Source organism: Algibacter sp. R77976, from assembly GCF_044594645.1.
In the GTDB taxonomy this organism is placed as follows: domain Bacteria; phylum Bacteroidota; class Bacteroidia; order Flavobacteriales; family Flavobacteriaceae; genus Algibacter_B.
On the sequence record NZ_CP138989.1, the window covers coordinates 2,828,680 to 2,850,485 of the forward strand.

Below are 21,806 nucleotides of genomic sequence, written 5' to 3' on the forward strand. Positions count from 1 at the left end.
TATTTGAAACTATTATAGGCTCCGAATAAAGCTTTTGCAGAATCAATCTCTTTTAAATTTTGTGTAGCGATGTTCTAGATTACAATTAAATACTAGACCGCTAATAAGTGTAAGTGAAATGAATTTTGTCATATTATTTATGGTTTAAAAGGTTAGGTTTAACATATAACCATAAACAAATGCAATAAAATGCAACCATTTTATTGAGAGATAAAAACATGTATAGAGCCTTGGGGGCTCTTAAGGAGACTTCTAAAGTACTGAAAAAAAACGAGTTATAAAAATTAAGCTTATTTTAAGCTTTTTCGAAAAAGCTAAAAACGTTACCGCCATAACTTTTAGAGTAGACGTAGTTCTCTAATTCTGAAAGGTTGGTGTGCTTAGAATGTTCTACAATTAATAAGCCATTATCTAGTAATAAATTATTTTTAAATACAAGCTCCGGAATTTTCGAAAACTTCTCCTCATCAAAATTATATGGTGGATCTGCAAAAATAATATTAGATTGTATAGCTGTTTTTTCTAAAAATTTAAAGACATCACTTTTAATAGTTTGAATTGGCATTTCAAATTTATCAGCAGTTTGCTTTATGAATCTAATACAACCATAATCTTGATCTACGCAAGTAATTTGCTCTGTACCTCTAGAAGCAAATTCATAGCTTATATTTCCTGTGCCAGCAAATAAATCTAATACAGAAATAGCATCAAAATAATATAAATTATTTATAATGTTAAATAACGACTCCTTTGCCATATCTGTAGTAGGACGAACAGGTAAGTTTTTTGGAGCTATAATTTTTCTGCTTTTATATAAACCGGATATAATTCTCATTAAAAGCTATTTAGTAAAGTGAAGTTAGAGTATTCTGATTTTGGAGTACTGGTATATTTATAGTTGTCATTTCTGTCACCAAAGCTTATGTTTCTAACATACTTATAAGCTATGTTATATAAGTCGTCATTTTTAGAAATATCTCCGAGAAAAACTAAATGAATTGTTTCTGGATCAAGACTTAATTGCTCTGCAGTAAACAAAATGTAGTATATAAAATCTTCTTTTGAGTGGTATGCAAATGTATTATAAAGTATGAGTTTACTTTTTTCAAACACTAATATTTCAAAATGATTGAAACTTACGTTAACATAAATATTGCTAGTTTCTGAAGTTTTTTCATTCTGTAATACAGAATCAATTAGAACGGTTGATACATGTTTAAATATAAATGCTCCAAACTTATCGTAAATAAAGTTGTTAATATTTATATAGGGTACATAAACATTAACACTATTGTTTTTAATAATTGTATCGTAGGCAATAAAATCTGATTTTAAAATCTTTGAGTTAAATTTTAAATAGTCTGCTAAGAGGTTTTCATTAAATAATGATTTTGGTACCAAGGTAGATAAATCATTATCATGAATGATATTAATATTAGCAAAGTTGTTTTTTAAAATCTGTTCTTTTAAAAACAGCAACTTTAACTCGTCTAAAACCTCAAATGGATTTAGTTTTTTTTCAAATCTTATTTCCTTTAAAAACTCTATAGTATTAGAGTTTCTATTTAGTATAGAAAAAGAAAGTCCACTCAAACTTATTTGAATGGACAATTCTAGATTAGTTAGTTTATTTTGTGTTTTATTCGCTATCGCCATAAGTTTTTGGCCAGTTTCCACCAGTTTTAACTTCATCTAACGAACCTACTTTTAAAGCATCTCCATTTACACCATCAACAGATATAACTTGATTTTCTTGAGCTAAAAGATCTTTATCTTGATCACTTAAAATTACATTCTTTTTAACTAAAGCTTCGAAAACAGGAATATTAAGTTTGTTTTGTTCAAGAAACCCAGATTTCATTTCAAACTTAGCTCCAGGCTCTCCAACAGGAACATTCATCATCGTTTTGTATCTATTTGAAGTTTTAAATAATGAATCTTTTACAGAAACAGTACCTAAGGTATCAATAATAACAATATCTTTAGTGGTATCAACACCATATCGTCTTGTTAATTCTACATCAATTATACTTGAATCTCTACGCTGTATTAACGTGTATTCTGCAGTATCAATAAATTTAATTAAACTTTCAAAATTACCAGCAAACTTACCAGTTACTTGTCTGTGAGCTAATTGCGAATCTCTAATATCTTTTAAACTCTCTATAACTCGAGCATAACGCCTGTTTTTTTCTTTATTAAATTTAATTGGCTCATAAATTGAGTTGTAAGTTTGGTAACCTAAATAGCCAATTAATAACCAAAGTACAATATGTAAAACAGGTTTTAATTTAGATGGTATAAATTTGTCAACTAACTTTACCAAGCCAATTGTAGCTAAAATTACTGCTAACGCAATTAGGAAAAATGTCATAGTTTATATTTATTAATAATTTGTTAATGGTATTTAGCAAATCTACAATTTTTTTTTATTCGTTAAAACGAAAGCGCATAAAAATCATTTCTATATTTGAATAAATTTTTAATAGTACCTTTTTTTAATGATTTCATCTGAATTTTATTCGCTAATAAAAAAGCAATTCCCGTTTGAACCTACACTTAAACAAAATATTGTTTTACAGCAATTAGCCGAGTTTATTTTTGATAAAAATCCAAATGCCTTATACCTACTAAAAGGCTATGCAGGTACGGGAAAAACAACTATTGTTGGTGCTATTGTAACTAATTTGTGGAAAGCAAAAAAGAGTGCTGTTTTAATGGCTCCAACAGGACGAGCTGCCAAGGTGATTTCAAATTATTCAAAGAAAGAAGCTTTTACCATCCATAAAAAAATATATTTTCCGAAAAAAGAAAAAAGTGGCGGTGTAAAGTTCGTGTTGCAACCCAACAAGCATAAAAACACCATTTTTATCGTAGATGAGGCATCAATGATTCCGGATACACCTGGAGATTCTAAATTTTCTGAAAATGGTTCGTTGCTTGACGATTTAATGAAATACGTGTATTCTGGTCATAATTGTAAATTACTTTTAATTGGTGATACCGCACAGTTACCGCCTGTAAAATTAGATTTAAGTCCTGCGCTTGATGAACGTACTTTGGCATTAAATTACGACAAAGAGGTTACCAGAATGGAATTGGATGAAGTGGTAAGGCAAGAACTAGATTCTGGTATTTTGGCAAATGCTACAGTATTAAGAGAAGCATTGTCTAGTGCATTTTTTGATACCTTTAAATTTGATTTAGCCCATTATAAAGATATTATTAGACTTGTAGACGGTTATGAAATCATGGACGCTATAAACGATGCTTACAGCGATTTAGGAAAAGAAGAAACCGCAATTATAGTTAGAAGTAATAAAAGAGCAAATCTTTACAACCAACAAATTCGAAATAGAATTCTATTTAATGAGCATGAATTAACAGCAGGCGATTATTTAATGGTTGTCAAGAATAATTATTTTTGGGTAAAACCAACTAGTGAAGCTGGATTTATTGCAAATGGCGATATTATTGAGGTTCTCGAAATATTTAGTATTCAAGAAATTTATGGTTTTCGCTTTGCAGAAGTAAAAATTAGAATGGTAGATTATCCAAAAATGACACCTTTTGAAACTGTTTTACTTTTAGATACGATTGATGCCGAAACGCCTTCATTGCCTTATGAGGACTCAAATAGACTGTATCAAGAGGTTATGAAGGATTTTGAAGATGAAACCAGCAAGTATAAAAAGTTTTTAAAAGTTAAAAACAATAAGCATTTTAATGCTTTACAAGTAAAATTCTCTTATGCTATAACCTGTCATAAATCTCAAGGTGGACAATGGCAAACGGTTTTTGTAGAGCAACCCTATTTGCCTAATGGTATAGATAAAGAATATTTGCGCTGGCTATATACAGCAGTAACAAGAGCCAAAGAAAAATTGTACCTTATTGGCTTTAAGGATGATTTTTTTGAGGAATAGAAAACAAAGTCTAAGTATTTATTTGTGGTTTATACTATGTTTTTGGGCGCAACCCAAAAGGGTCGGGCTATCCATTGCAAGTCCTCGCTCCCAAAAGGTCGCTGTGGGCTTTCCATTTCTATCCCTTGCGCAGTCATCCGCCAAATTCATTTTCAATTCAAAATATAATTACGATTTAACAGCCGTGTTTTCGCGCGACCCATTCGTGTCAATTCGTGAAATTCGTGTCATCATTACAAGAATATTTTTTAGATTAAGAATTTATGTAACTTTGAATAATTAATAACTAAAACAAAAGTCCCCATTGGGGATTTAGGGGCTTATGACATTTGAAACCATAATTAGTATCTGTCTTGGTGTTGGTTTATCAGCATCTGTAGGCTTTAGAGTTTTTTTACCACTATTTGCTTTAAGTTTGGCATCTTATTTTGATGTTTGGCAACTAAACGAATCTTGGCAATGGATAGGTAGTACAGCAGCATTAATAACACTTGGAGCTGCAACCTTAGTAGAAGTATTTGCATATTTTATCCCATATATTGATAATTTATTAGATAGTATTACTGTGCCATTAGCAGCGCTTGCTGGAACTGCAATTATGCTATCTACGGTTGCAGATTTAAGCCCAGTTATCACTTGGTCTTTAGCCATAATAGCTGGCGGAGGAACGGCAGCAGCTGTAGCGGGTACATCAAGTACAACCAGATTAGCATCAACTGTAGCAACAGGAGGGGTTGCAAACCCTATAGTTTCTACTTTAGAAACAGGAACTTCAGTAATTATGTCGGTTGTTTCAATATTTCTTCCAGTTTTAGCGGTGATTTTAGTTATTATTATATTTTTCATAATATTCAAATTATATAAGAAGTTTAAAACATCAAAAACATAAAACCTATAATATTTATAGTATTTTTGAAATGGTTTTAGTTCTTAAATGGAATATATTAAACCAATAATTTCGTAAATTTAATAGATGAAAATTATTTCAATGATTCCGGCCAGATATGCTGCATCTCGTTTCCCAGGGAAGCTTATGCAAGATCTTGGAGGTAAAACGGTTATTTTAAGAACATATGAAGCCACAGTTGCAACAAAATTATTTGACGATGTTTTTGTAGTGACTGATAGTGATATTATTTATAATGAAATTGTAAATAATGGAGGTAAAGCCATAATGAGTATTAAGGAACATGATTGTGGTAGCGATAGGATAGCAGAAGCTGTTGAGCATTTAGATATTGATATTGTTATAAATGTACAAGGTGACGAACCTTTTACAGATAAAGAATCTTTAACTAAACTTATTAATGTATTTAAAAACGATCCTAAAAAAGACGTAGACTTAGCATCTCTAATGGTTCATATTACTGATGCCGAAGAAATTAAAAACCCAAATACCGTTAAAGTGGTATTAGATCAATCAGATTTCGCGTTATATTTTTCACGTAGCCCAATTCCTTATCCAAGAGATAGTAGTTTTGCTGTAAAATATTATAAACATAAAGGTGTTTACGCTTTTAGAAAACAAGCTATACTTGATTTTTACAAATTACCAATGCAAGTTTTAGAAGCATCAGAAAAGTTAGAACAATTACGGTATTTAGAGTATGGCAAGCGTATTAAAATGGTTGAAACTGATGTGGAAGGCGTTGAAATTGATACACCTGAAGACTTAGAACGTGCAATAAAATTATGGAAGTAAATTACCAAGACATAAAAGTTATTGGCTTTGATGCCGATGATACACTTTGGATCAATGAAACTTATTTTAGAGAGGCTGAAGCTGAATTTTGCAAGTTATTATCACAGTACGAAACTCCTAATAAGATTGACCAAGAGCTTTTTAGAATGGAGATTGACAACCTTCCGCTTTATGGCTATGGTGTTAAAGCGTTTACGCTATCTATGGTCGAATCTGCTTTGGAATTATCAAATTATAACATTTCAACGAAAACTATTGAGGCGATTTTGAATATTGGAAAAGATATGCTTAATAAACCAGTAGAATTATTGGATGGCGTAGAAGATGTACTAAAAACATTATCAAAAAAATACAAACTAATATTAGCAACAAAAGGAGATTTATTGGATCAAGAACGAAAATTAGAGAAGTCTGGTTTAACCGATTATTTTCATCATATAGAAGTATTAAGTGATAAAAAAGAAGCCAATTATTCAAATTTATTAAACCATTTGGATATTAATCCATCAGAGTTTTTAATGATTGGGAATTCTTTAAAATCTGATGTTTTACCATTAGTGAATATAAAAGCAAATGCCATACACGTTCCATTTCATACTACTTGGGTTCATGAAGAAGTAACGGAAGAAGAAAAAAATGGTAAGACATATAAAACGATAAGTAGCTTATCAGATTTATTAAAAATTTTCAATACAATTTAAACGAATAAAATTTAATTAATGGTATTTTTACCTTTTGTAAAAGAAAACAAGTTAAATGAGTTATAAGAACTTTCCAATGGTGCCAAGAGTTATTTTTGGCAGAGGTAGTTTCAATCAATTAAATGATATTTTGGCAATAAAGCGCCTTAGTATAAACGCTCCTTTTATATTTTTAATTGACGACGTGTTTAAAGGTGACCCATGGATTACCTCAAGAATATCTCTATCGTATGATGATAGAATTATTTTTGTTTCAGCAAAAGAAGAACCTAAAACGTCTCAAGTTGATAATCTTGTAGAAGATATTATATTAAAATCTAAAGAGCGTCCTTCTGGTATTATTGGAATAGGAGGTGGTACCTTGTTAGATTTGGCAAAGGCTGTGTCTATCCTTATTACTAATGATGGTATTGCAGAAGATTATCAAGGTTGGGATTTAGTTAAAAATCCTGCGATTTACCATGTTGGTATACCAACAATTTCGGGTACTGGATCTGAAGTTTCAAGAACTACAATTTTAACAGGACCTGAGAGAAAACTGGGTATAAATAGTGATTTTACACCATTTGATCAAGTTGTATTAGATCCCGAATTAACAAAAGACGTTGAAAAAGATCAATGGTTCTATACAGGAATGGACTGTTACGTTCATTGTATTGAATCTTTACAGGGTACGTATTTAAATGCTTTTAGTCAAAGTTATGGCGAAAAGGCCTTAGAGCTTTGTAAAGAAATTTTTCTTGATGACACTCTTAGTAAAAATGATTCTGCAGACAAATTAATGATGGCGTCTTGGCATGGAGGTATGAGTATTGCATATTCACAAGTAGGCGTTGCACACGCTATGAGTTATGGTTTAAGTTATTTATTAGGTGTTAAACACGGTATAGGTAATTGTATAGTTTTTGAACATTTAGAAGATTATTATCCAGAAGGAGTAGCCATGTATAAAGCTATGCGAAAAAAGCATAATATTACAATTCCAGAAGGTATTTGTGCAAATTTGAGCGATTCAGAATTTGAAATAATGATTGATGTTGCCTTAGGTTTAGAACCACTTTGGGAAAACGCTTTAGGAAAAAACTGGAAAAAAACCATTACAAAACAAAAATTAAAGGCTTTATACCAGAAAATGTAATATGCGTTGGCTAGCTAAACTTTTTTATTTTAAAATTTTAGGTTGGCAAATATCTGGTAACACCACATTTTCTAAAAATTCTATTAAAAAAGCTGTTATAATTGCTGCACCGCACACGAGTTGGCACGACTTTTATATTGGTGTTTTATTAAGGGCTGTAGTTGGCGTTAAAACAAATTTCATAGGAAAAAAGGAATTATTTGTATTTCCGTTTGGATGGTTTTTCAAAATGTTAGGAGGTGCTCCAATAAATAGACATTCCAATGAAAATAAAGTTGACGCGATAGCTAAGCTATTTGAAAACCACGATAAATTTAGGATGACTCTAGCTCCTGAAGGGACCAGAAAAAAGGTGGATATATGGCGAACAGGTTTTTATTATATAGCAAAAAAAGCTAATGTACCTATCATTATGTTTACGTTAGATTTTGAAAATAAGCAAAATAAAATTTCTGAACCTTTTTACCCAACAAATAATGTTGAGGCCGATTTTAAATACATGCAAAATTTTTATAAAGGTGTAAAAGGAAAAATTTCTAAATATTCATAGCTCTTCATTAAAATAAAATCTTGGCACAACTATTGTAATTAGTTTGTTGAGCACATGAAACATAAAGTAAACAATTAGTTGTTCCTAAAAAGAAACATGAGCTACCCAAAATAAAAAGCTACTCCATAAATGAAGTAGCTTTTTTTTATAGTTTTAAAATAACAATTATTATTACTTTATTTCTTTTATCGCATTATCAATAAGCGCTCTTAAATGTTGTTTATGTGCCCTTGAAGCTATATTTCCCGTAGGACCAGCCATAGTCCTAATAGCTTTTAAATTGTATAATGCCATAGATTTAGCATTATTTGTATATCTACTACTTTGCTTTCCTGTCAATAAATCGATTAGCATATTAGTATATTCCAATTGAAGATTTTGCCTAAAAGAACTCACGTTGCTATATATGTCTGATTTAAAAATTGCTTTATTTAAATCGGTCATAAAAGTTGATAAACTGTATGTGTTACCATATAATTCAGAATCTGTAATTCTTTGTAATGTATTATAATGTAAAATATGATTTAACACATTTTTTTGATAACTTAAAACTTGATTGTGAATTTTTGGGTCCTCAGAACTGCTAAAAAAGTTAAACCCTCTACGCTGCATTGCTAAATAATTATATAAATCATTTGGAGCATTAAATGCATTTGGAGCAAAAACATATTTGCTTAATGCATTCATCGCTCTTTTTTGGTCTTCATAACTAACTGGAGTATAAGGCTGTGTTCCGCCTTCTTGTCCCGCCATGGCTCGATCTACATAAACACCTCCAATAAATCTTGAAATGGTATTAGCAGCTGATGCTTTTTGCCCGCTTAGTAAATAATAAGCACGTCTTAATTCTTGATAAGACTCTCCAGTTTTAGTAAACCTAGTTTTTGCATTTTGCATTAAATCATTTGACAATTCAATTCTATCAACAGCCCATTTAATTTGATTATTTGATTGGTCTGAAACATTAACCCTAGGATCAATGGCTTTACCAGGAGCACGCATATCATCTGCATCATTACCAAAAATATGCTCTGGCTTAGTAGATTCATTTAATAAAGCTTTATGTTCCTGTTCAGATTTAAAAGGAGTATAACCTAATTGTATAGCCCAAACATCATAAGGCCCTATGGCAACATCGCTATATTGCCCTTGTTTACTTCGGTCTCTAGTAATGTTTAATGCAGCATAATCCATTACAGATGCTGTTAAACATTTACCTTTAATAAATTCGGCATCTTCTAATTGTTCTGGTGAAAATAACTGACTAGCTTTCATATTATGATTTAAACCTAACGTATGTCCAACTTCATGCATAATTAAAGCTATCATAGACTCTTTTTTAATGCGTTCCATTTCTAATTCTGAAGCACCAGTTGCAGAAGCTACAGCGTTAGCTAACAATAATTCGTTGTGAATTTCATGACCCAAAGAGCAATACATGTTTTCATTATTGTCTATAGCTTCAAAAGAATTATCTAATGATGCTAATTCAAAAACTTTATCATAAAATACTCTATTTGTAAAATGAACATATTCTAGCATAATATCTGCACCAAAAATTTCGCCTGTTTTTGGGTTTTTCATACTTGGTCCATAACCACCAAAAGGAGGCTTAGGAGAGGCAGTCCATCTTAATACATTGTATCTAATATCACCAGCATCCCAATCGGCATCATCTGGCTGCTGTTTTACTACTAAAGCATTTTTAAATCCTGCTTTTTCAAAAGCTCTATTCCATTGTAAAACACCCTGTTTTATAGTTTCTCTCCATTCAACTGGTGTAGAGTTTTCAATCCACCATGTAATGGGTTTAACAGGTTCTGATACGGCTTGTTCAGGATTTTTCTTTTTCAAGTGCCATCTGTTAATTAAATCACGATAAGGTATTGAACTTGTAGCCGTTTGATCTGTAACTTGATTTGTAAAATAGCCCACTCTAGGGTCATCAAAACGAGGTTCGTAGTCATTATCAGGCATTGAAATTAAACTATGAAATACTTTTATGCTTACATTTCTACCGTCTGAAACAGCAGAAGACCCAGGGTTTAAAACTGATGTTGTAGAATATACATACTCCACTTCTAGATTTGTATTGTCTGGATAGTTTTTTATAGTGTTAATTTTAGTTTTAGTTTTACTTAAACCTCCTAATTTAAATGCAGTAGGTGAGGTGCCAGGCCTTGAAGCTGGTTTTATTTGAGAGAATGTTTCTTTTAAAAACAAATCGTCTGCCTTTATTAAATACAGTTCTTTTTCGGTATCATAGGCTTCAATTTTTAAAGTTGCCATTATGCCTTTACTAATGTTTGCATCCTTAGATTTAGAAATAGGATTATCTGGATCAAAATAAAAGGATGTATTTTGAGTAATAAATTCAATTTTATCAAAATATTTCTCTATAACGAAAACTTTGGAACCTCTATACGAACCTCTGTTTACTCTACCAGCATCCATAACACCATCTGCTATTTGACTAAAATAAATATACTCTTTATCTAGTTGCTTTTTTGATATTAACATTTGTAAGCCTCCTGTTATAGTATCTTGATAAAAGGTAAACAATCCGTCTATTTTTTTACTTGACTTAGTTAAGTCTTTAATAGTTTTTTGTTTTGATTTTTTCACTGTTGGCGTTTTAGCTATTTCAGTAGCCTCTTTCTTTTTCTTCTTTTTTTTACTCTGAGCTTCTAAATTAAAAGTTGAAAAACATAGCGCCATAATAAAGAAAAACGATACTAGTTTGAAAGTAGTTTTTTTAAATTTCATAATTAATTTTACGATTTATTAGGATTTAACCTAGTTACTTGAATTAGTCGCAGTAAAAATAAAAATAAACTAAGATTAACTTATCATAATAAAAGTTAAATTAATTAAGATACTTTTCCAGTCTGATTTATAATTCTTTATCTTTAACGCTATGATTAAAGACACGAAAATTGCCGTTTTAATAGATGGAGACAACATCCCTTCTAAGTACATTACAGAAATGATGGAAGAAATTACAAAATATGGTACACCCACTATTAAACGTATTTATGGCGATTGGACAAAGCCACATCTTTCTAAATGGAAAAATGTTTTATTAGAAAATGCTATTACACCAATACAACAATATGGCTATACTACTGGTAAAAACGCGACTGACTCTGCAATGATAATCGATGCCATGGATATTTTATATTCTGAAAAAGTAAATGGTTTTTGCTTAGTGTCTTCTGATAGTGATTTTACAAAGTTAGCAACGCGCCTGCGTGAAGCAGCAATGGTTGTATACGGAATGGGGGAGAAGAAAACCCCAAACCCATTTATTGTTGCCTGTGATAAGTTTATTTATTTAGAAATTCTTGCGAATGACGATGACGATGATGAAAATGTAAAGGATAAAAAATCTAACAAGCCTAAAAAAGCGAATTTATATAATATTACACCTAAAGTTATTAGGCTGCTAAAAAACTCTGTTGATGATGCTGCAGATGATGACGGCTGGGCTTTTCTTGGTGATGTTGGGTCTTTAATTCTCAAAAAACAACCAAATTTTGATTCTCGTAACTTTGGGTTTCAAAAATTAACACCATTGTTTAAATCGCTTTCGCAGTTTGAAATGGAACAACGCGATCAAAGTAATGGGCGTTTTAAATTGATTTATGTAAGAAATAAAAATTAAATTTCTCCTAAAATTTTTGCCATAACCCAACTGGTATGTAAGGCAGTTTTTCCTGTAGATGGATGAATTTGCGTATTATCATTAAAATAATTCCGCATGTTTTCTACATGAAATTGTTGTATGTGTTTTGGATTTTCTATCGTTAACTGTTCATTTTTAGTATCACTTTTTAATACAATAGGGTTTTCATGAAATACAGAGAATTCTATTGTACCGCTGCTTCCATAAATAGTTGTTTTATCTATATGATCATTACACCCAAAATTCCATGTTCCAGAACCTGTAACACCATTTTTATGTAACCATGAAGCCGTAACAGCATCTTTTGCTGTATATAAACCTTGTTGATTTAAACTGATGCCTTTAGCTGTTTCAATATCCCCTAAAAAGTATGTAAATAAATCGAGTCCGTGGCTTGCTAAATCGTCAAAATAGCCCGCAGGAGCAATATTAACTTCGGTTCTCCAATTATTTTCTTTTTTAATATCAATTAAACTGGGTGGTTTACTTAAATGCGAATTTATATGTCTTATCTCTCCAATTAATTTGTTGTCTAGCCAATCTTTTACTTTTAAAAATCGAGGTAAGGAACGTCTGTAATAAGCAACAAATAAAGGAAGTCCTTTTTCTTTAAAGGCTTTTTCTATTTCTAAACTTTCAGAATAAGAAGGTGATAGTGGTTTTTCAATACAACATGGCTTTCCTGTTGCTGCAATTTTTAAAGCGTAATATTTGTGTGTATCTGGAGGTGTTGCAATATATATCGCATCAATTTCTGGATCGTTTATTAGGGCATCGGCATCAGTAAAAGTTTTTGATATGTTATGACGTTTTGCATAGTCGTTTAGCTTTTCTTCATTACGGCGCATAACAGCAACTACATTAAAACCTTCTGTTTGTTGGTAAGCAGGACCACTTTTAATTTCGGTTACACTACCACAACCTATAAATCCCCAATTCATAATGACACTTTAAATTATTTATAAATAAAAAAAGAGCGATTAAGCGCTCTTTTTTCTATTTGTTTTACTCAGTGGCTTCTTCCATGGTGTGATATACATTTTGTACATCATCATCTTCTTCTAATTTTTCTAGAAGCTTGTCAACATCTGCAACTTGTTCTGCAGTAAGCGGTTTTGTTACTTGTGGAATACGCTCGAAACCAGAAGATAATATTTCAATTTCTCTAGATTCTAATTCGGCTTGAATAGCACCAAAGCTTTCAAAAGGGGCGTAAATTAATATACCATCATCGTCTGCAAAAACCTCTTCGGCTCCAAAATCTATAAATTCTAGTTCTAATTCTTCAGGGTCTAAACCTTCAGCATTAATTCTAAAATTACATGTATGGTCGAACATAAAAACTACAGAACCCGATGTACCTAAACTACCATCGCATTTATTAAAATAACTACGCACATTGGCTACGGTTCTAGTATTATTATCGGTTGCTGTTTCTACTAATATAGCAATACCATGTGGTGCATAACCTTCAAAAATAACCTCTTTATAATCTCCTTGACCTTTTTCGCTGGCTTTTTTAATAGCGCGTTCTACGTTATCTTTTGGCATGTTTACAGATTTTGCATTCTGTATTACAGCTCTTAAACGTGAATTGCTATCTGGATCTGGGCCGCCTTCTTTTACAGCCATTACAATGTCTTTACCTATACGAGTAAAGGCTTTACTCATTGCAGACCAACGTTTCATTTTCCTTGCTTTTCTAAATTCGAAAGCTCTTCCCATAATATCAATATTTTTTATTTCATTTCCTCCTGTGAGGAAACCTTTCTAAATTATATGTATTTGTTAATTTTTCCGCGAATGCGAAATTAAATTTTAATATTCACAAAGTTAAAAACCTAAATACCAAAAACAAATTATTCCTCATCAGGTTCCACAATATTTTCAATGGCCTCTGCTAATTTAAAGTCTTTATTGGTAACACCACCAGCATCATGCGTAGATAATGATATGGTAAGCACATTATAAATGTTAGTCCATTCTGGATGATGGTTTAAGGCTTCACATTCAAAAGCTATTCTGCTCATAGCACCAAAACAATCCTTGAAATTTTCAAATTCAAATTCTGCGTGCAATGCATTATCATAGTATTCCCAATCAGGAAAACGAAGTAATTTTGTTTCTATGTTTTGTTCTGTAAGTTTACTCATTTTTTTTTCAATTTAATGATTTTAAATATTAAAATAAATTATATTTTCAAATCAGTTAATATGTCTTGACTTACTATTTGAAGGTGTTTTGGAAGTTTATTAAACTTAGGAAGAACCGCTAAGTATCTATCATCATTTGTGGTGAAAACACGCTTATAGAGTGGTTTGGTTTTTAATTCTAGCGAAGTGATTATTTCTTTAATAAAATCTTCATGGTGCACCAAATCATTACTTCCTAAATGGAAAATACCATTCTTATTTCTATTAATAATGTAATGTATTTGCTGGGTGACTTTAGAGTCTGTGGTAACATTCATTATAAGATTTGGAAAAACCTCAATAGGCTCTTTTTCTTTTGCAAATTGAATTATTTCTTGAACTCTTGGAGATTGCGCTCCAAATACCATTGGGAGCCTTAAAATTGCAACTTGTTTTTTAGGTAAACGCAACAGCATGTTTTCAATTTTTATCTTAAAATGCCCGTAAACACTATTGCTATAGGTTTTGTCTTGTTCGTAACTTGGGTATTTTATGTAAGCATCAAAAACATTTGCAGAAGACATGAATAGTATCTTGGTTTTATTTTTAAAAACGTATTCTGCTACATGTTGATGTACTAATACTTGTTTTGAAAAATCGCCTCGTAATGAAGAAATAATAATAGTTGGTTTAACGATGTCTAAAATTTCATAAACATCATCTTCTTCAATATTATATTGAAAAAAGTGATGGTTCTTTTCGAAGGATGTATTTGAAGTATTATAAGTGCCAAAAGTTCTAAAATAGGAGCAGAGTTCTTTGTAAATAGAACCGCCCAAAAAGCCACTAGCACCTAGTATTAATATTCTATGTTTATCTTCTCGCTTTATCATTAATCAAACTTCTAATTGAAGATATTTTAAAAAACAGATAGTTTTGTTTTGGATGTAAATTCTTCTAACGCTAACATGCCTAGTTTAGAATTTCCTTTTTTATTAAGCCCTGGAGCCCAAGTTGTAATTATATAATTATCTGGTAAAAGCGCCACTATACCACCACCAACACCACTTTTACCAGGTAAACCTACCTCAAAAGCAAATTCTCCAGCTTCATCATAAAACCCGCATGTTAGCATTAGTGCATTAATACGTTTTGCTTGAGGTTTAGAGAGTCTTGTTTTGTTTAACATACAAGTACCTTTATTAGCTAAAAAGAAAAATGCTTTTGTTAATTGTTCGCAAGTCATTTCAATAGCGCATTGATGGAAATAGAAATCTAAAACCTCTTCAACAGGATTGTTTAAATTTTTAAAAGATTTTAAAAGATTTGCTGCAGCGAAATTTTTAAAACCTGTAATTTTTTCTGAATGCGCAACATCTATATTGAAATTAATGTTATCATCTCCAGTAAGATCTCTAACATAATTTAAAAAGTCTTTTTTGGGATTTTTTAAATTTGAAACTAAAATATCTGCAATAACTATGGCTCCAGAATTAATGAATGGGTTTCTAGGAATTCCATTTTCAATCTCTAATAAAGCAAGCTGGTTAAATGGGTGTCCAGAAGGCTCTACGTCAATTCGCTTCCAGGTATCTTCCCCAATAAGCGCCATGGCTTTTGCTAATGCTAAAACTTTAGAAATACTTTGAATTGAAAAGGGTTTGTTATAATCGCCAATGCCATAATCGTTTCCATCTGATGTTCTTAAATGAATACCAAAATTATTAATATCTATATGAGCCAATTCAGGAATGTAAGTTGCTACGCTTCCTTTATCTAATGCGTTAATAGCATCTTGTTGTATAATTTCTAGAATAGATTGAAAATCTGGCATACTATTATTTATAGAATGGTAATTTTACTACCGTGGCTGGAATTGCTTTTTTACGAATTTGGATGTTTATTTTGCTATTCACATCAGCAAAAACGGTTGGCACATAGCCTAAGCCAATACCTTTTCCAAGTGAAGGTGACATTGTTCCTGAGGTTACAACACCAATCGTTTTACCTTGACCATCAACTATATCGTATCCATGGCGTGGAATACCACGTTCGTCTAATTCAAAAGCTATGAGTTTTCGTTGTGGGCCATGTTCTTTTTCAGTTTTTAAAGCTTCAGAATTTGTAAAATCTTTTGTGAATTTTGTAATCCAACCTAAACCAGCTTCAATAGGTGAGGTAGTATCATCAATATCGTTTCCGTAAAGGCAATACCCCATTTCTAATCGTAAGGTGTCGCGTGCAGCAAGACCAATGGGTTTAATACCAAAATCTGCCCCAGCTTCTAATACCTTATCCCAAATTTGTTTTACTTCAGAGTTTTTACAATAAATTTCAAATCCTCCACTTCCAGTATATCCTGTTGCAGAAATAATAACGTGCTCAATACCAGCAAAATCCCCAACAATAAAATTATAGAATTTTATAGCCGATAAATCATGACTTGTAATACTCTGCATGGCTTCAATAGCCTTTGGACCTTGAATAGCTAGTAATGAATAGTCTTCACTTAAATCTCGCATAGTCGCACCAACATCGTTTTTAGAGCTTATCCAATTCCAATCTTTTTCAATATTACTGGCATTTACAACTAGCAAATACGTGTCTTCTTTAATTTTATAAATAATTAAATCATCAACAATACCACCATCATTATTAGGTAAACAACTGTATTGTGCTTTCCCAATGGTTAATTTTGATGCATCATTACTCGATACTTTCTGAATTAACTCCAATGCATGTTCGCCTTCAATCAAAAACTCACCCATATGAGATACATCAAAAAGACCAACACTACGTCGTACGGTTTCATGTTCTGCATTTACACCTTCATATTGAACTGGCATATTGTAACCTGCAAAAGGTACTATTTTCGCTCCTAGCGCTTTGTGAGTTTCTGTTAAGGCTGTGTTTTTCATCAAAAATGATATTTTGTTATTCTCCCATAGGAGGGAATCTCATTAATTTTTTTTCAAAAACAAATGTATTGAAAATTTATATTAACGCTTTCGCGGAAATATTAAAAGGTTTGTTAAAGTTAAATGCTTTTATTCGTTCTGATTGCCGATTTTATTAAAGCCTTGCTCAAACAAATTATTTAACTTGAATAAAACAATTGCCGACAGAACTTTATACTTGTTAATGTTTGTTAAATTTTATCGAATAACTTAGTTATGAACGTAAGTTCATTATCTTTGTTTAAAATTTAACAGATGCCTCGTCCAAAAAAGAAAAGAAAAGTTGATCACCCACCAAAGATGCTTGGTTTTAAGCCTTTCGGAATCCGCTTTTGTGATACAGAGCATATTATCATGCAATTTGAAGAGTATGAAACTGTTAAGTTGGTAATTTATAAAAGTCTTTCACAAGATGAAGCAGCCGAAAAAATGGCTGTTTCAAGACCAACGCTTACTAGAATTTATAATAGTGCCTTAAAAAAAATTGGTCAAGCCTTTGTAGAAGGAAAATCAATATTAATAAAAGGCGGAGACTTCGAGTTTGAAAAAGAATGGTACAAATGCCAAACCTGCTTTAAATTAATTGATGGTGTTAAAGATCCTTCCACATGTGGAGATTGCCCTGAAGATGATAAAAATGAATTATTAAATTTAAATGAATAAAATATGCCAAATTTTAACCACAAAGGGCCTGAAAATTTAGGTCCAAAAACAGGAATGAAATTAGGGAAATGTAGAAAGACAGATTCAGACACTATTGCGAATCCTGAAAAGAGACCTTTTGGAAAAGGAAGACGAAAAAAATGTAATACAAGTAAGATAAAAAAATTAAATTTTTAAAAAATGAAAAAAATAGCAATACCAATAACAAGTGATAACACTATAGAAGATCATTTTGGGCATAGCCAGTTTTATGAAATTTATACGTTTTCAAATAATAATGAAATTGTAGATTTAAAACTTTTAGAGTCAGAACCAGGTTGTGGATGTAAATCAAATATTGTTTCTGTTTTGGCAGATGAAGGTGTATCATTTATGCTTTCAGGTAATATTGGAAATGGTGCAATGAATAAACTAAACAAAGCAGGAATAGGTGTAATACGAGGTTGTTCTGGTAAATCTGCAGACATTATTTTACAATATGTTGAAGGCGAAATTTCGGATAGCGGAATTAGTTGTTCTCATCATGATAAAAAGCATAAAAAAAGCCATAAGCATACCTGCAATCATTAGCACTTATTCTTAAAAAAATAACCGTTTATTTTAGTAATATTTATAAGTTTTAATTTGAATTTATAAAGTAAATAATTGAATCAATGCTTATAAGAGGCACTAGTATTATTGAAGGAGAACGGGTTAAACTTCCAACAAAATATGGTCATTTTGAACTGGTTCCATTTCAAGAAAAAGTAAATGGATTAGAGCATATGGCATTAATAAAAGGAGATTTCAATTTAAAAGATATAATACTTACGCGTATTCATTCAGCTTGCGCTACTGGAGATTTATTTGGATCGTTAAAATGCGATTGTGGAGAACAATTAATTCAAGCTATGAAAACAATTGAAAAGAACGGAAGCGGAGTAATCGTGTATTTGCAACAAGAAGGTAGAGGGATAGGTTTGATGAACAAGATGAAAGCTTATAAACTTCAGGAAGAGGGCATGGATACAATTGAAGCGAATCTTCATTTGGGTTTTGCTTCAGATGAAAGAGATTATCAAATAGGAGCAGAAATTCTTAGTATTCTAGGCATAAGTAAAGTGAACTTATTAACTAATAATCCAGATAAAATCTTAGGGTTAGAAGAAAACGGAATTCAAGTTATTAATCGTATTCCATTAATAATAGAATCAAATCCTTTTAACAAGAACTACTTAGAGACAAAAAACAATTTTATGGGACATCTGCTTAGTGATATTAAATCAAAAAATTAATGCTATGATAACTGATGTATTTCAATTAAGACCACGTTATGGAGAGGTAGACCAAATGGGATATGTGTATCATGCCAATTATGTTACATACTGTCATCAAGCTCGAAATGAATTATTAAGAAAACTAGGAATAGACGAGATTAAACTTGAACGCAACAATATTATTTTACCTGTAATTTCTTTTAATATAAATTATAAAAAGCCAGGTCATTATGATGAGCTTTTAACCATAAAAACAATAATTAAGGACATGCCTAAGGTTCGTTTTAATTTTGAATTCGAAATTAAAAATGAACAAAATATTCTTTTAAGTAAAGCTACATCAACTGTTGTTTTTGTAGATAGCGAATCGCGTTTGCCAAAAAATATTCCTAACTTTATAGAAAAACTATTTAAAACCTATTTTAAAAGTTCAAAACGAGCTTAGTAATTTAACATTAAAATAAATAGCTTAAATAATGTAAAATGTAATAGTAGGTTTTATTGATAACACATAAATTTGCAAATCAAAATAAATAAACCTTTTATTGAATTTTAAAATAGAAGCTAAATCTTAACCGATTAATAAATCAATAAAATATTCTCATTAGAGAAATTCGTTCTAAGGGACGTTTAATAAAAACATCTATGACTAATAATATATTAATAGAAGATCAATACAAAAGAACAAGTTTATTTGAAAAGGAGAACGTTAACTATCTAGTTAATGTTTTAAAAAGATTCAATACAGTACCAAAGATCAATAATATAAATATTATTACTTCAGATAGTGTTCCTAATATTTTTAAAATTGTACCAAACGAATCCATTATTATTGGAGCGTTATATTTAAAAGAACCTGTATTAGCTTTAGTGTATTTAAGATACGGCATTGAGTGGCAGCTATGGTATAAAGCTTTAAACAATAAGGAAGACACCGTTTTGTGTGATTTGGCAGCATTAAAAGTAGCGCGAATATTCTATAAATTATTGCCAAGAGAGGACAAAGAAAAGTTAAAAAATCGTGATTATTTTTTAATTGATTTAATTAAGAAAGATGTAGAAATAGATACCGAGTCTTTAGATAAATATAAACCATTAGAAGATTTTTATGAATCAACTACAACAAATAAAATATTTAAGGCATCTTGGAAGCCTATAATTGAAAACCTAGCCAAACCATCTGAATATTTATTAATGGATGGAGGTGATTTAAGATTAAACATAGACGAAGTTAAGCTGTTAAATAAATACGGTTGCAGACCTTTTCCAAGACCCGAGGCCTTTACTTTTGCGTCTTCTACAGCTACAAGTGTTTCTAATTTTGCATTCGACAAAACGGATAAAGCAAGAAGTATTTTAATTAAAAATAGCTTAAAAAACGGTTTTACAAATACGACCATAGATTTTTCTGAATCATTAAAGAATAACCTAAAATCAATTTTTAAAATAAAAAATGAATGTGAAATAATCTTTTCACCTTCAGGAACAGATGCTTCACTTCAAATAGCAGCTATCACTCAAATTATTACAGACAAGGAGATTACTCATGTTCTTGTAGCGTCCGATGAAACGGGTAGTGGTGTTCCTGCTGCATTAAAAGGATGTCATTTTGAGAATACAACAGCACTTAATTTTCCAATTAAAAAAGGAGATCGAATTGAAGGTTTTAGAGATGTCGAGTTAATTAAAATTCCTTTTCGTGATGAAAACGGACAATTAAAATCTGTCTCTCAATTAGATTCTGAAACTTTCAAGGCTATTACAGATACTCATAAACAGGGAAGACAGGTGGTGTTGCACGTTATGGATCATTCTAAATTAGGCTATCAATCGCCTAGTGAAGACATGATGGAAGAACTTAATAAACTGGATGATTTATCAATGCAAGTCATTATTGATGCAGCTCAACTTAGGTTAGATCCCGAAGATATTCAAGACTATTTAGAAAAAGAATACATTGTTAGTATTACAGGAAGTAAATACTTTACTGGACCTCCATATTCAGGAGCCTTAATTTTTCCTGAAAATGTTAGTAAATTGATTGACGCAGCTAAATGCAAATTACCTAAAGGGTTAACACAATACTTTAACCATTCAGATTGGCCAACATCTTGGTTTTGTTCTAAAGAATTATCAGATGGATTTAATTACGGCTCTTATATGCGCTGGAATGCCGCTATAGTAGAAATGGATCGTTATTTTAAAACACCAATTCTATATAGAAATATGGGTATTGAAATGTTTTGCAATTTTGTTGAAGATTCTATACAAGGTTCATCATTTCTTGAACCGGTTTACAATGATGAAAGTAGAACAAATACCTTTGAGAATAAAGGGTTTAAAATACGAAATATACGTACCATTTTTCCTTTTTTCATTCTTCAAGATGAAACACCTTTACCAATAGATCAAGTTAAAAAGTTATATATGCTTTTAAATTCTGATATATCTGCACATTTTGATGGTGAGCCTATAGAAACACTTAGGCTTGCTGCGCAAAAATGCCACATTGGGCAAGCAGTAAACGTAAAATATAGCAATGGTGTACAAAGTGCTATTTTACGAATTAGTTTGGGAGCAAGAGTTCTTTCTGAAAGTTGGGTAAATAGAGATATCAGTCTATTTTTTAGAAATATTGAATCGCAACTAGATCAAATTACTGTAATTATTAAAAAAATAGAATTGATACTGAGTAAACCTGAATTATTGGATTAATAGAAATTTATTTAAATGGGACCACTAGTACATCATGTTTTTTTCTGGCTAAAAAACCCAGAATCTTTAGAAGATAAACAACAACTTATTGAAGGTATTAAAAAGCTAAAAACCATCGAACAAGTTGCCGATATTCATATAGGTGTTCCTGCATCAACCGAACAACGGGATGTTGTTGAAACGACTTATTCCGTTACAGAAATGCTCATTTTCGCTAATGAAGAAGATGAAGCTATTTATCAAAATCATCACATACATCAAGAATTTGTAGACAAATACCAGCATTTATGGAGTAAGGTTTTAGTTTATGATAGCAAGAGTGTTATTAAATAAAAAAAACTCCAATGCAAACATTGGAGTTTTTTATAAAATTATATTTCC

The 21,806-nt window shown here is 31.1% G+C and carries 24 protein-coding genes; 14 read left to right on the plus strand and 10 right to left on the minus strand.

Annotation, left to right across the window (positions count from 1 at the left end; translation table 11 throughout):
- Positions 1 to 295: 295 nt before the first annotated feature.
- The 3 genes from rsmD to SJY43_RS12010 are packed head-to-tail and all read right to left on the minus strand — an operon-like array spanning position 296 to position 2,374.
- Positions 296 to 835, minus strand: coding sequence for a 16S rRNA (guanine(966)-N(2))-methyltransferase RsmD (rsmD, locus tag SJY43_RS12000; RefSeq protein WP_396600983.1), 540 nt, complete (start codon positions 833 to 835; stop codon positions 296 to 298).
- Positions 835 to 1,692 (minus strand): DUF3822 family protein, encoded by an 858-nt coding sequence (locus tag SJY43_RS12005; protein WP_396600984.1) that lies wholly within the window; start codon positions 1,690 to 1,692, stop codon positions 835 to 837. Before SJY43_RS12005 ends, rsmD begins: the two co-directional genes overlap by 1 nt.
- Entirely contained in the window at positions 1,640 to 2,374 is a 735-nt protein-coding gene (locus tag SJY43_RS12010; RefSeq protein WP_396600985.1) for a hypothetical protein, read from the minus strand. Before SJY43_RS12010 ends, SJY43_RS12005 begins: the two co-directional genes overlap by 53 nt.
- A gap of 127 nt (positions 2,375 to 2,501) precedes the next feature.
- On the opposite strand from SJY43_RS12010, the gene SJY43_RS12015 reads away from it, so the two are divergent.
- From SJY43_RS12015 to SJY43_RS12040, 6 genes are all read left to right on the plus strand, one after another.
- A complete protein-coding gene (locus SJY43_RS12015) occupies positions 2,502 to 3,926 on the plus strand; it encodes an ATP-dependent RecD-like DNA helicase (protein ID WP_396600986.1) in 1,425 nt (474 codons plus the stop codon).
- A gap of 322 nt (positions 3,927 to 4,248) precedes the next feature.
- Positions 4,249 to 4,815: a DUF4126 domain-containing protein gene (locus tag SJY43_RS12020; protein WP_396600987.1), complete on the plus strand. Its 567-nt coding sequence runs from the start codon at positions 4,249 to 4,251 to the stop codon at positions 4,813 to 4,815.
- Between the two features lie 84 nt (positions 4,816 to 4,899).
- Entirely contained in the window at positions 4,900 to 5,628 is a 729-nt protein-coding gene (gene kdsB, locus SJY43_RS12025) for a 3-deoxy-manno-octulosonate cytidylyltransferase (RefSeq protein ID WP_396600988.1), read from the plus strand.
- A complete protein-coding gene (locus tag SJY43_RS12030; protein WP_396600989.1) occupies positions 5,619 to 6,329 on the plus strand; it encodes an HAD family hydrolase in 711 nt (236 codons plus the stop codon). Before kdsB ends, SJY43_RS12030 begins: the two co-directional genes overlap by 10 nt.
- Before the next feature lie 55 nt (positions 6,330 to 6,384).
- Positions 6,385 to 7,467 carry an iron-containing alcohol dehydrogenase family protein gene (locus tag SJY43_RS12035; protein ID WP_396600990.1) on the plus strand — a complete coding sequence of 361 codons (1,083 nt, stop codon included), beginning with the start codon at positions 6,385 to 6,387 and terminating at the stop codon, positions 7,465 to 7,467.
- A gap of 1 nt (position 7,468) precedes the next feature.
- A complete protein-coding gene (locus SJY43_RS12040; protein WP_396600991.1) occupies positions 7,469 to 8,017 on the plus strand; it encodes a 1-acyl-sn-glycerol-3-phosphate acyltransferase in 549 nt (182 codons plus the stop codon).
- Positions 8,018 to 8,188: 171 nt separating this feature from the next.
- On the opposite strand, the gene SJY43_RS12045 is transcribed toward SJY43_RS12040, so the two are convergent.
- Positions 8,189 to 10,783: a zinc-dependent metalloprotease gene (locus tag SJY43_RS12045; RefSeq protein WP_396600992.1), complete on the minus strand. Its 2,595-nt coding sequence runs from the start codon at positions 10,781 to 10,783 to the stop codon at positions 8,189 to 8,191.
- 151 nt (positions 10,784 to 10,934) lie between these two features.
- Between SJY43_RS12045 and SJY43_RS12050 the strand changes: the two genes are divergently transcribed.
- Complete coding sequence (locus tag SJY43_RS12050) at positions 10,935 to 11,681, plus strand: NYN domain-containing protein (protein WP_396600993.1); 747 nt, start codon at positions 10,935 to 10,937, stop codon at positions 11,679 to 11,681.
- Here SJY43_RS12050 and SJY43_RS12055 read toward each other — a convergent pair.
- The 6 genes from SJY43_RS12055 to gcvT all read right to left on the minus strand — a co-directional run bounded on the left by SJY43_RS12055 (position 11,678) and on the right by gcvT (position 16,752).
- Positions 11,678 to 12,643, minus strand: coding sequence for a Gfo/Idh/MocA family protein (locus SJY43_RS12055; RefSeq protein ID WP_396600994.1), 966 nt, complete (start codon positions 12,641 to 12,643; stop codon positions 11,678 to 11,680). The two genes, SJY43_RS12050 and SJY43_RS12055, sit on opposite strands and share 4 nt — an antisense overlap.
- A gap of 64 nt (positions 12,644 to 12,707) precedes the next feature.
- Positions 12,708 to 13,427, minus strand: coding sequence for a YebC/PmpR family DNA-binding transcriptional regulator (locus SJY43_RS12060; RefSeq protein ID WP_396600995.1), 720 nt, complete (start codon positions 13,425 to 13,427; stop codon positions 12,708 to 12,710).
- A gap of 134 nt (positions 13,428 to 13,561) precedes the next feature.
- Positions 13,562 to 13,855, minus strand: a complete 294-nt coding sequence (locus SJY43_RS12065) for a 4a-hydroxytetrahydrobiopterin dehydratase (protein ID WP_396600996.1) — start codon at positions 13,853 to 13,855, stop codon at positions 13,562 to 13,564.
- 38 nt (positions 13,856 to 13,893) lie between these two features.
- Positions 13,894 to 14,727, minus strand: coding sequence for a sugar nucleotide-binding protein (locus SJY43_RS12070; protein WP_396600997.1), 834 nt, complete (start codon positions 14,725 to 14,727; stop codon positions 13,894 to 13,896).
- 26 nt (positions 14,728 to 14,753) lie between these two features.
- Positions 14,754 to 15,668 carry a glutaminase gene (locus SJY43_RS12075; RefSeq protein ID WP_396600998.1) on the minus strand — a complete coding sequence of 305 codons (915 nt, stop codon included), beginning with the start codon at positions 15,666 to 15,668 and terminating at the stop codon, positions 14,754 to 14,756.
- Positions 15,669 to 15,672: 4 nt separating this feature from the next.
- A complete protein-coding gene (gene gcvT, locus SJY43_RS12080) occupies positions 15,673 to 16,752 on the minus strand; it encodes a glycine cleavage system aminomethyltransferase GcvT (RefSeq protein WP_396600999.1) in 1,080 nt (359 codons plus the stop codon).
- A 294-nt stretch (positions 16,753 to 17,046) separates the two neighbouring features.
- Between gcvT and SJY43_RS12085 the strand changes: the two genes are divergently transcribed.
- From SJY43_RS12085 to SJY43_RS12115, 7 genes are all read left to right on the plus strand, one after another.
- Positions 17,047 to 17,454: a DUF134 domain-containing protein gene (locus SJY43_RS12085; protein ID WP_396601000.1), complete on the plus strand. Its 408-nt coding sequence runs from the start codon at positions 17,047 to 17,049 to the stop codon at positions 17,452 to 17,454.
- Between the two features lie 3 nt (positions 17,455 to 17,457).
- Positions 17,458 to 17,631, plus strand: coding sequence for a DUF5320 family protein (locus SJY43_RS12090; RefSeq protein WP_396601001.1), 174 nt, complete (start codon positions 17,458 to 17,460; stop codon positions 17,629 to 17,631).
- 3 nt (positions 17,632 to 17,634) lie between these two features.
- Positions 17,635 to 18,024 (plus strand): NifB/NifX family molybdenum-iron cluster-binding protein, encoded by a 390-nt coding sequence (locus SJY43_RS12095; protein ID WP_396601002.1) that lies wholly within the window; start codon positions 17,635 to 17,637, stop codon positions 18,022 to 18,024.
- An 83-nt stretch (positions 18,025 to 18,107) separates the two neighbouring features.
- Complete coding sequence (gene ribA / locus SJY43_RS12100) at positions 18,108 to 18,728, plus strand: GTP cyclohydrolase II (RefSeq protein ID WP_396601003.1); 621 nt, start codon at positions 18,108 to 18,110, stop codon at positions 18,726 to 18,728.
- Between the two features lie 4 nt (positions 18,729 to 18,732).
- Positions 18,733 to 19,155 carry an acyl-CoA thioesterase gene (locus tag SJY43_RS12105; protein WP_396601004.1) on the plus strand — a complete coding sequence of 141 codons (423 nt, stop codon included), beginning with the start codon at positions 18,733 to 18,735 and terminating at the stop codon, positions 19,153 to 19,155.
- 200 nt (positions 19,156 to 19,355) lie between these two features.
- Entirely contained in the window at positions 19,356 to 21,425 is a 2,070-nt protein-coding gene (locus SJY43_RS12110) for a hypothetical protein (RefSeq protein ID WP_396601005.1), read from the plus strand.
- 15 nt (positions 21,426 to 21,440) lie between these two features.
- Positions 21,441 to 21,758, plus strand: coding sequence for a Dabb family protein (locus SJY43_RS12115; protein WP_396601006.1), 318 nt, complete (start codon positions 21,441 to 21,443; stop codon positions 21,756 to 21,758).
- Positions 21,759 to 21,806: the final 48 nt, after the last annotated feature.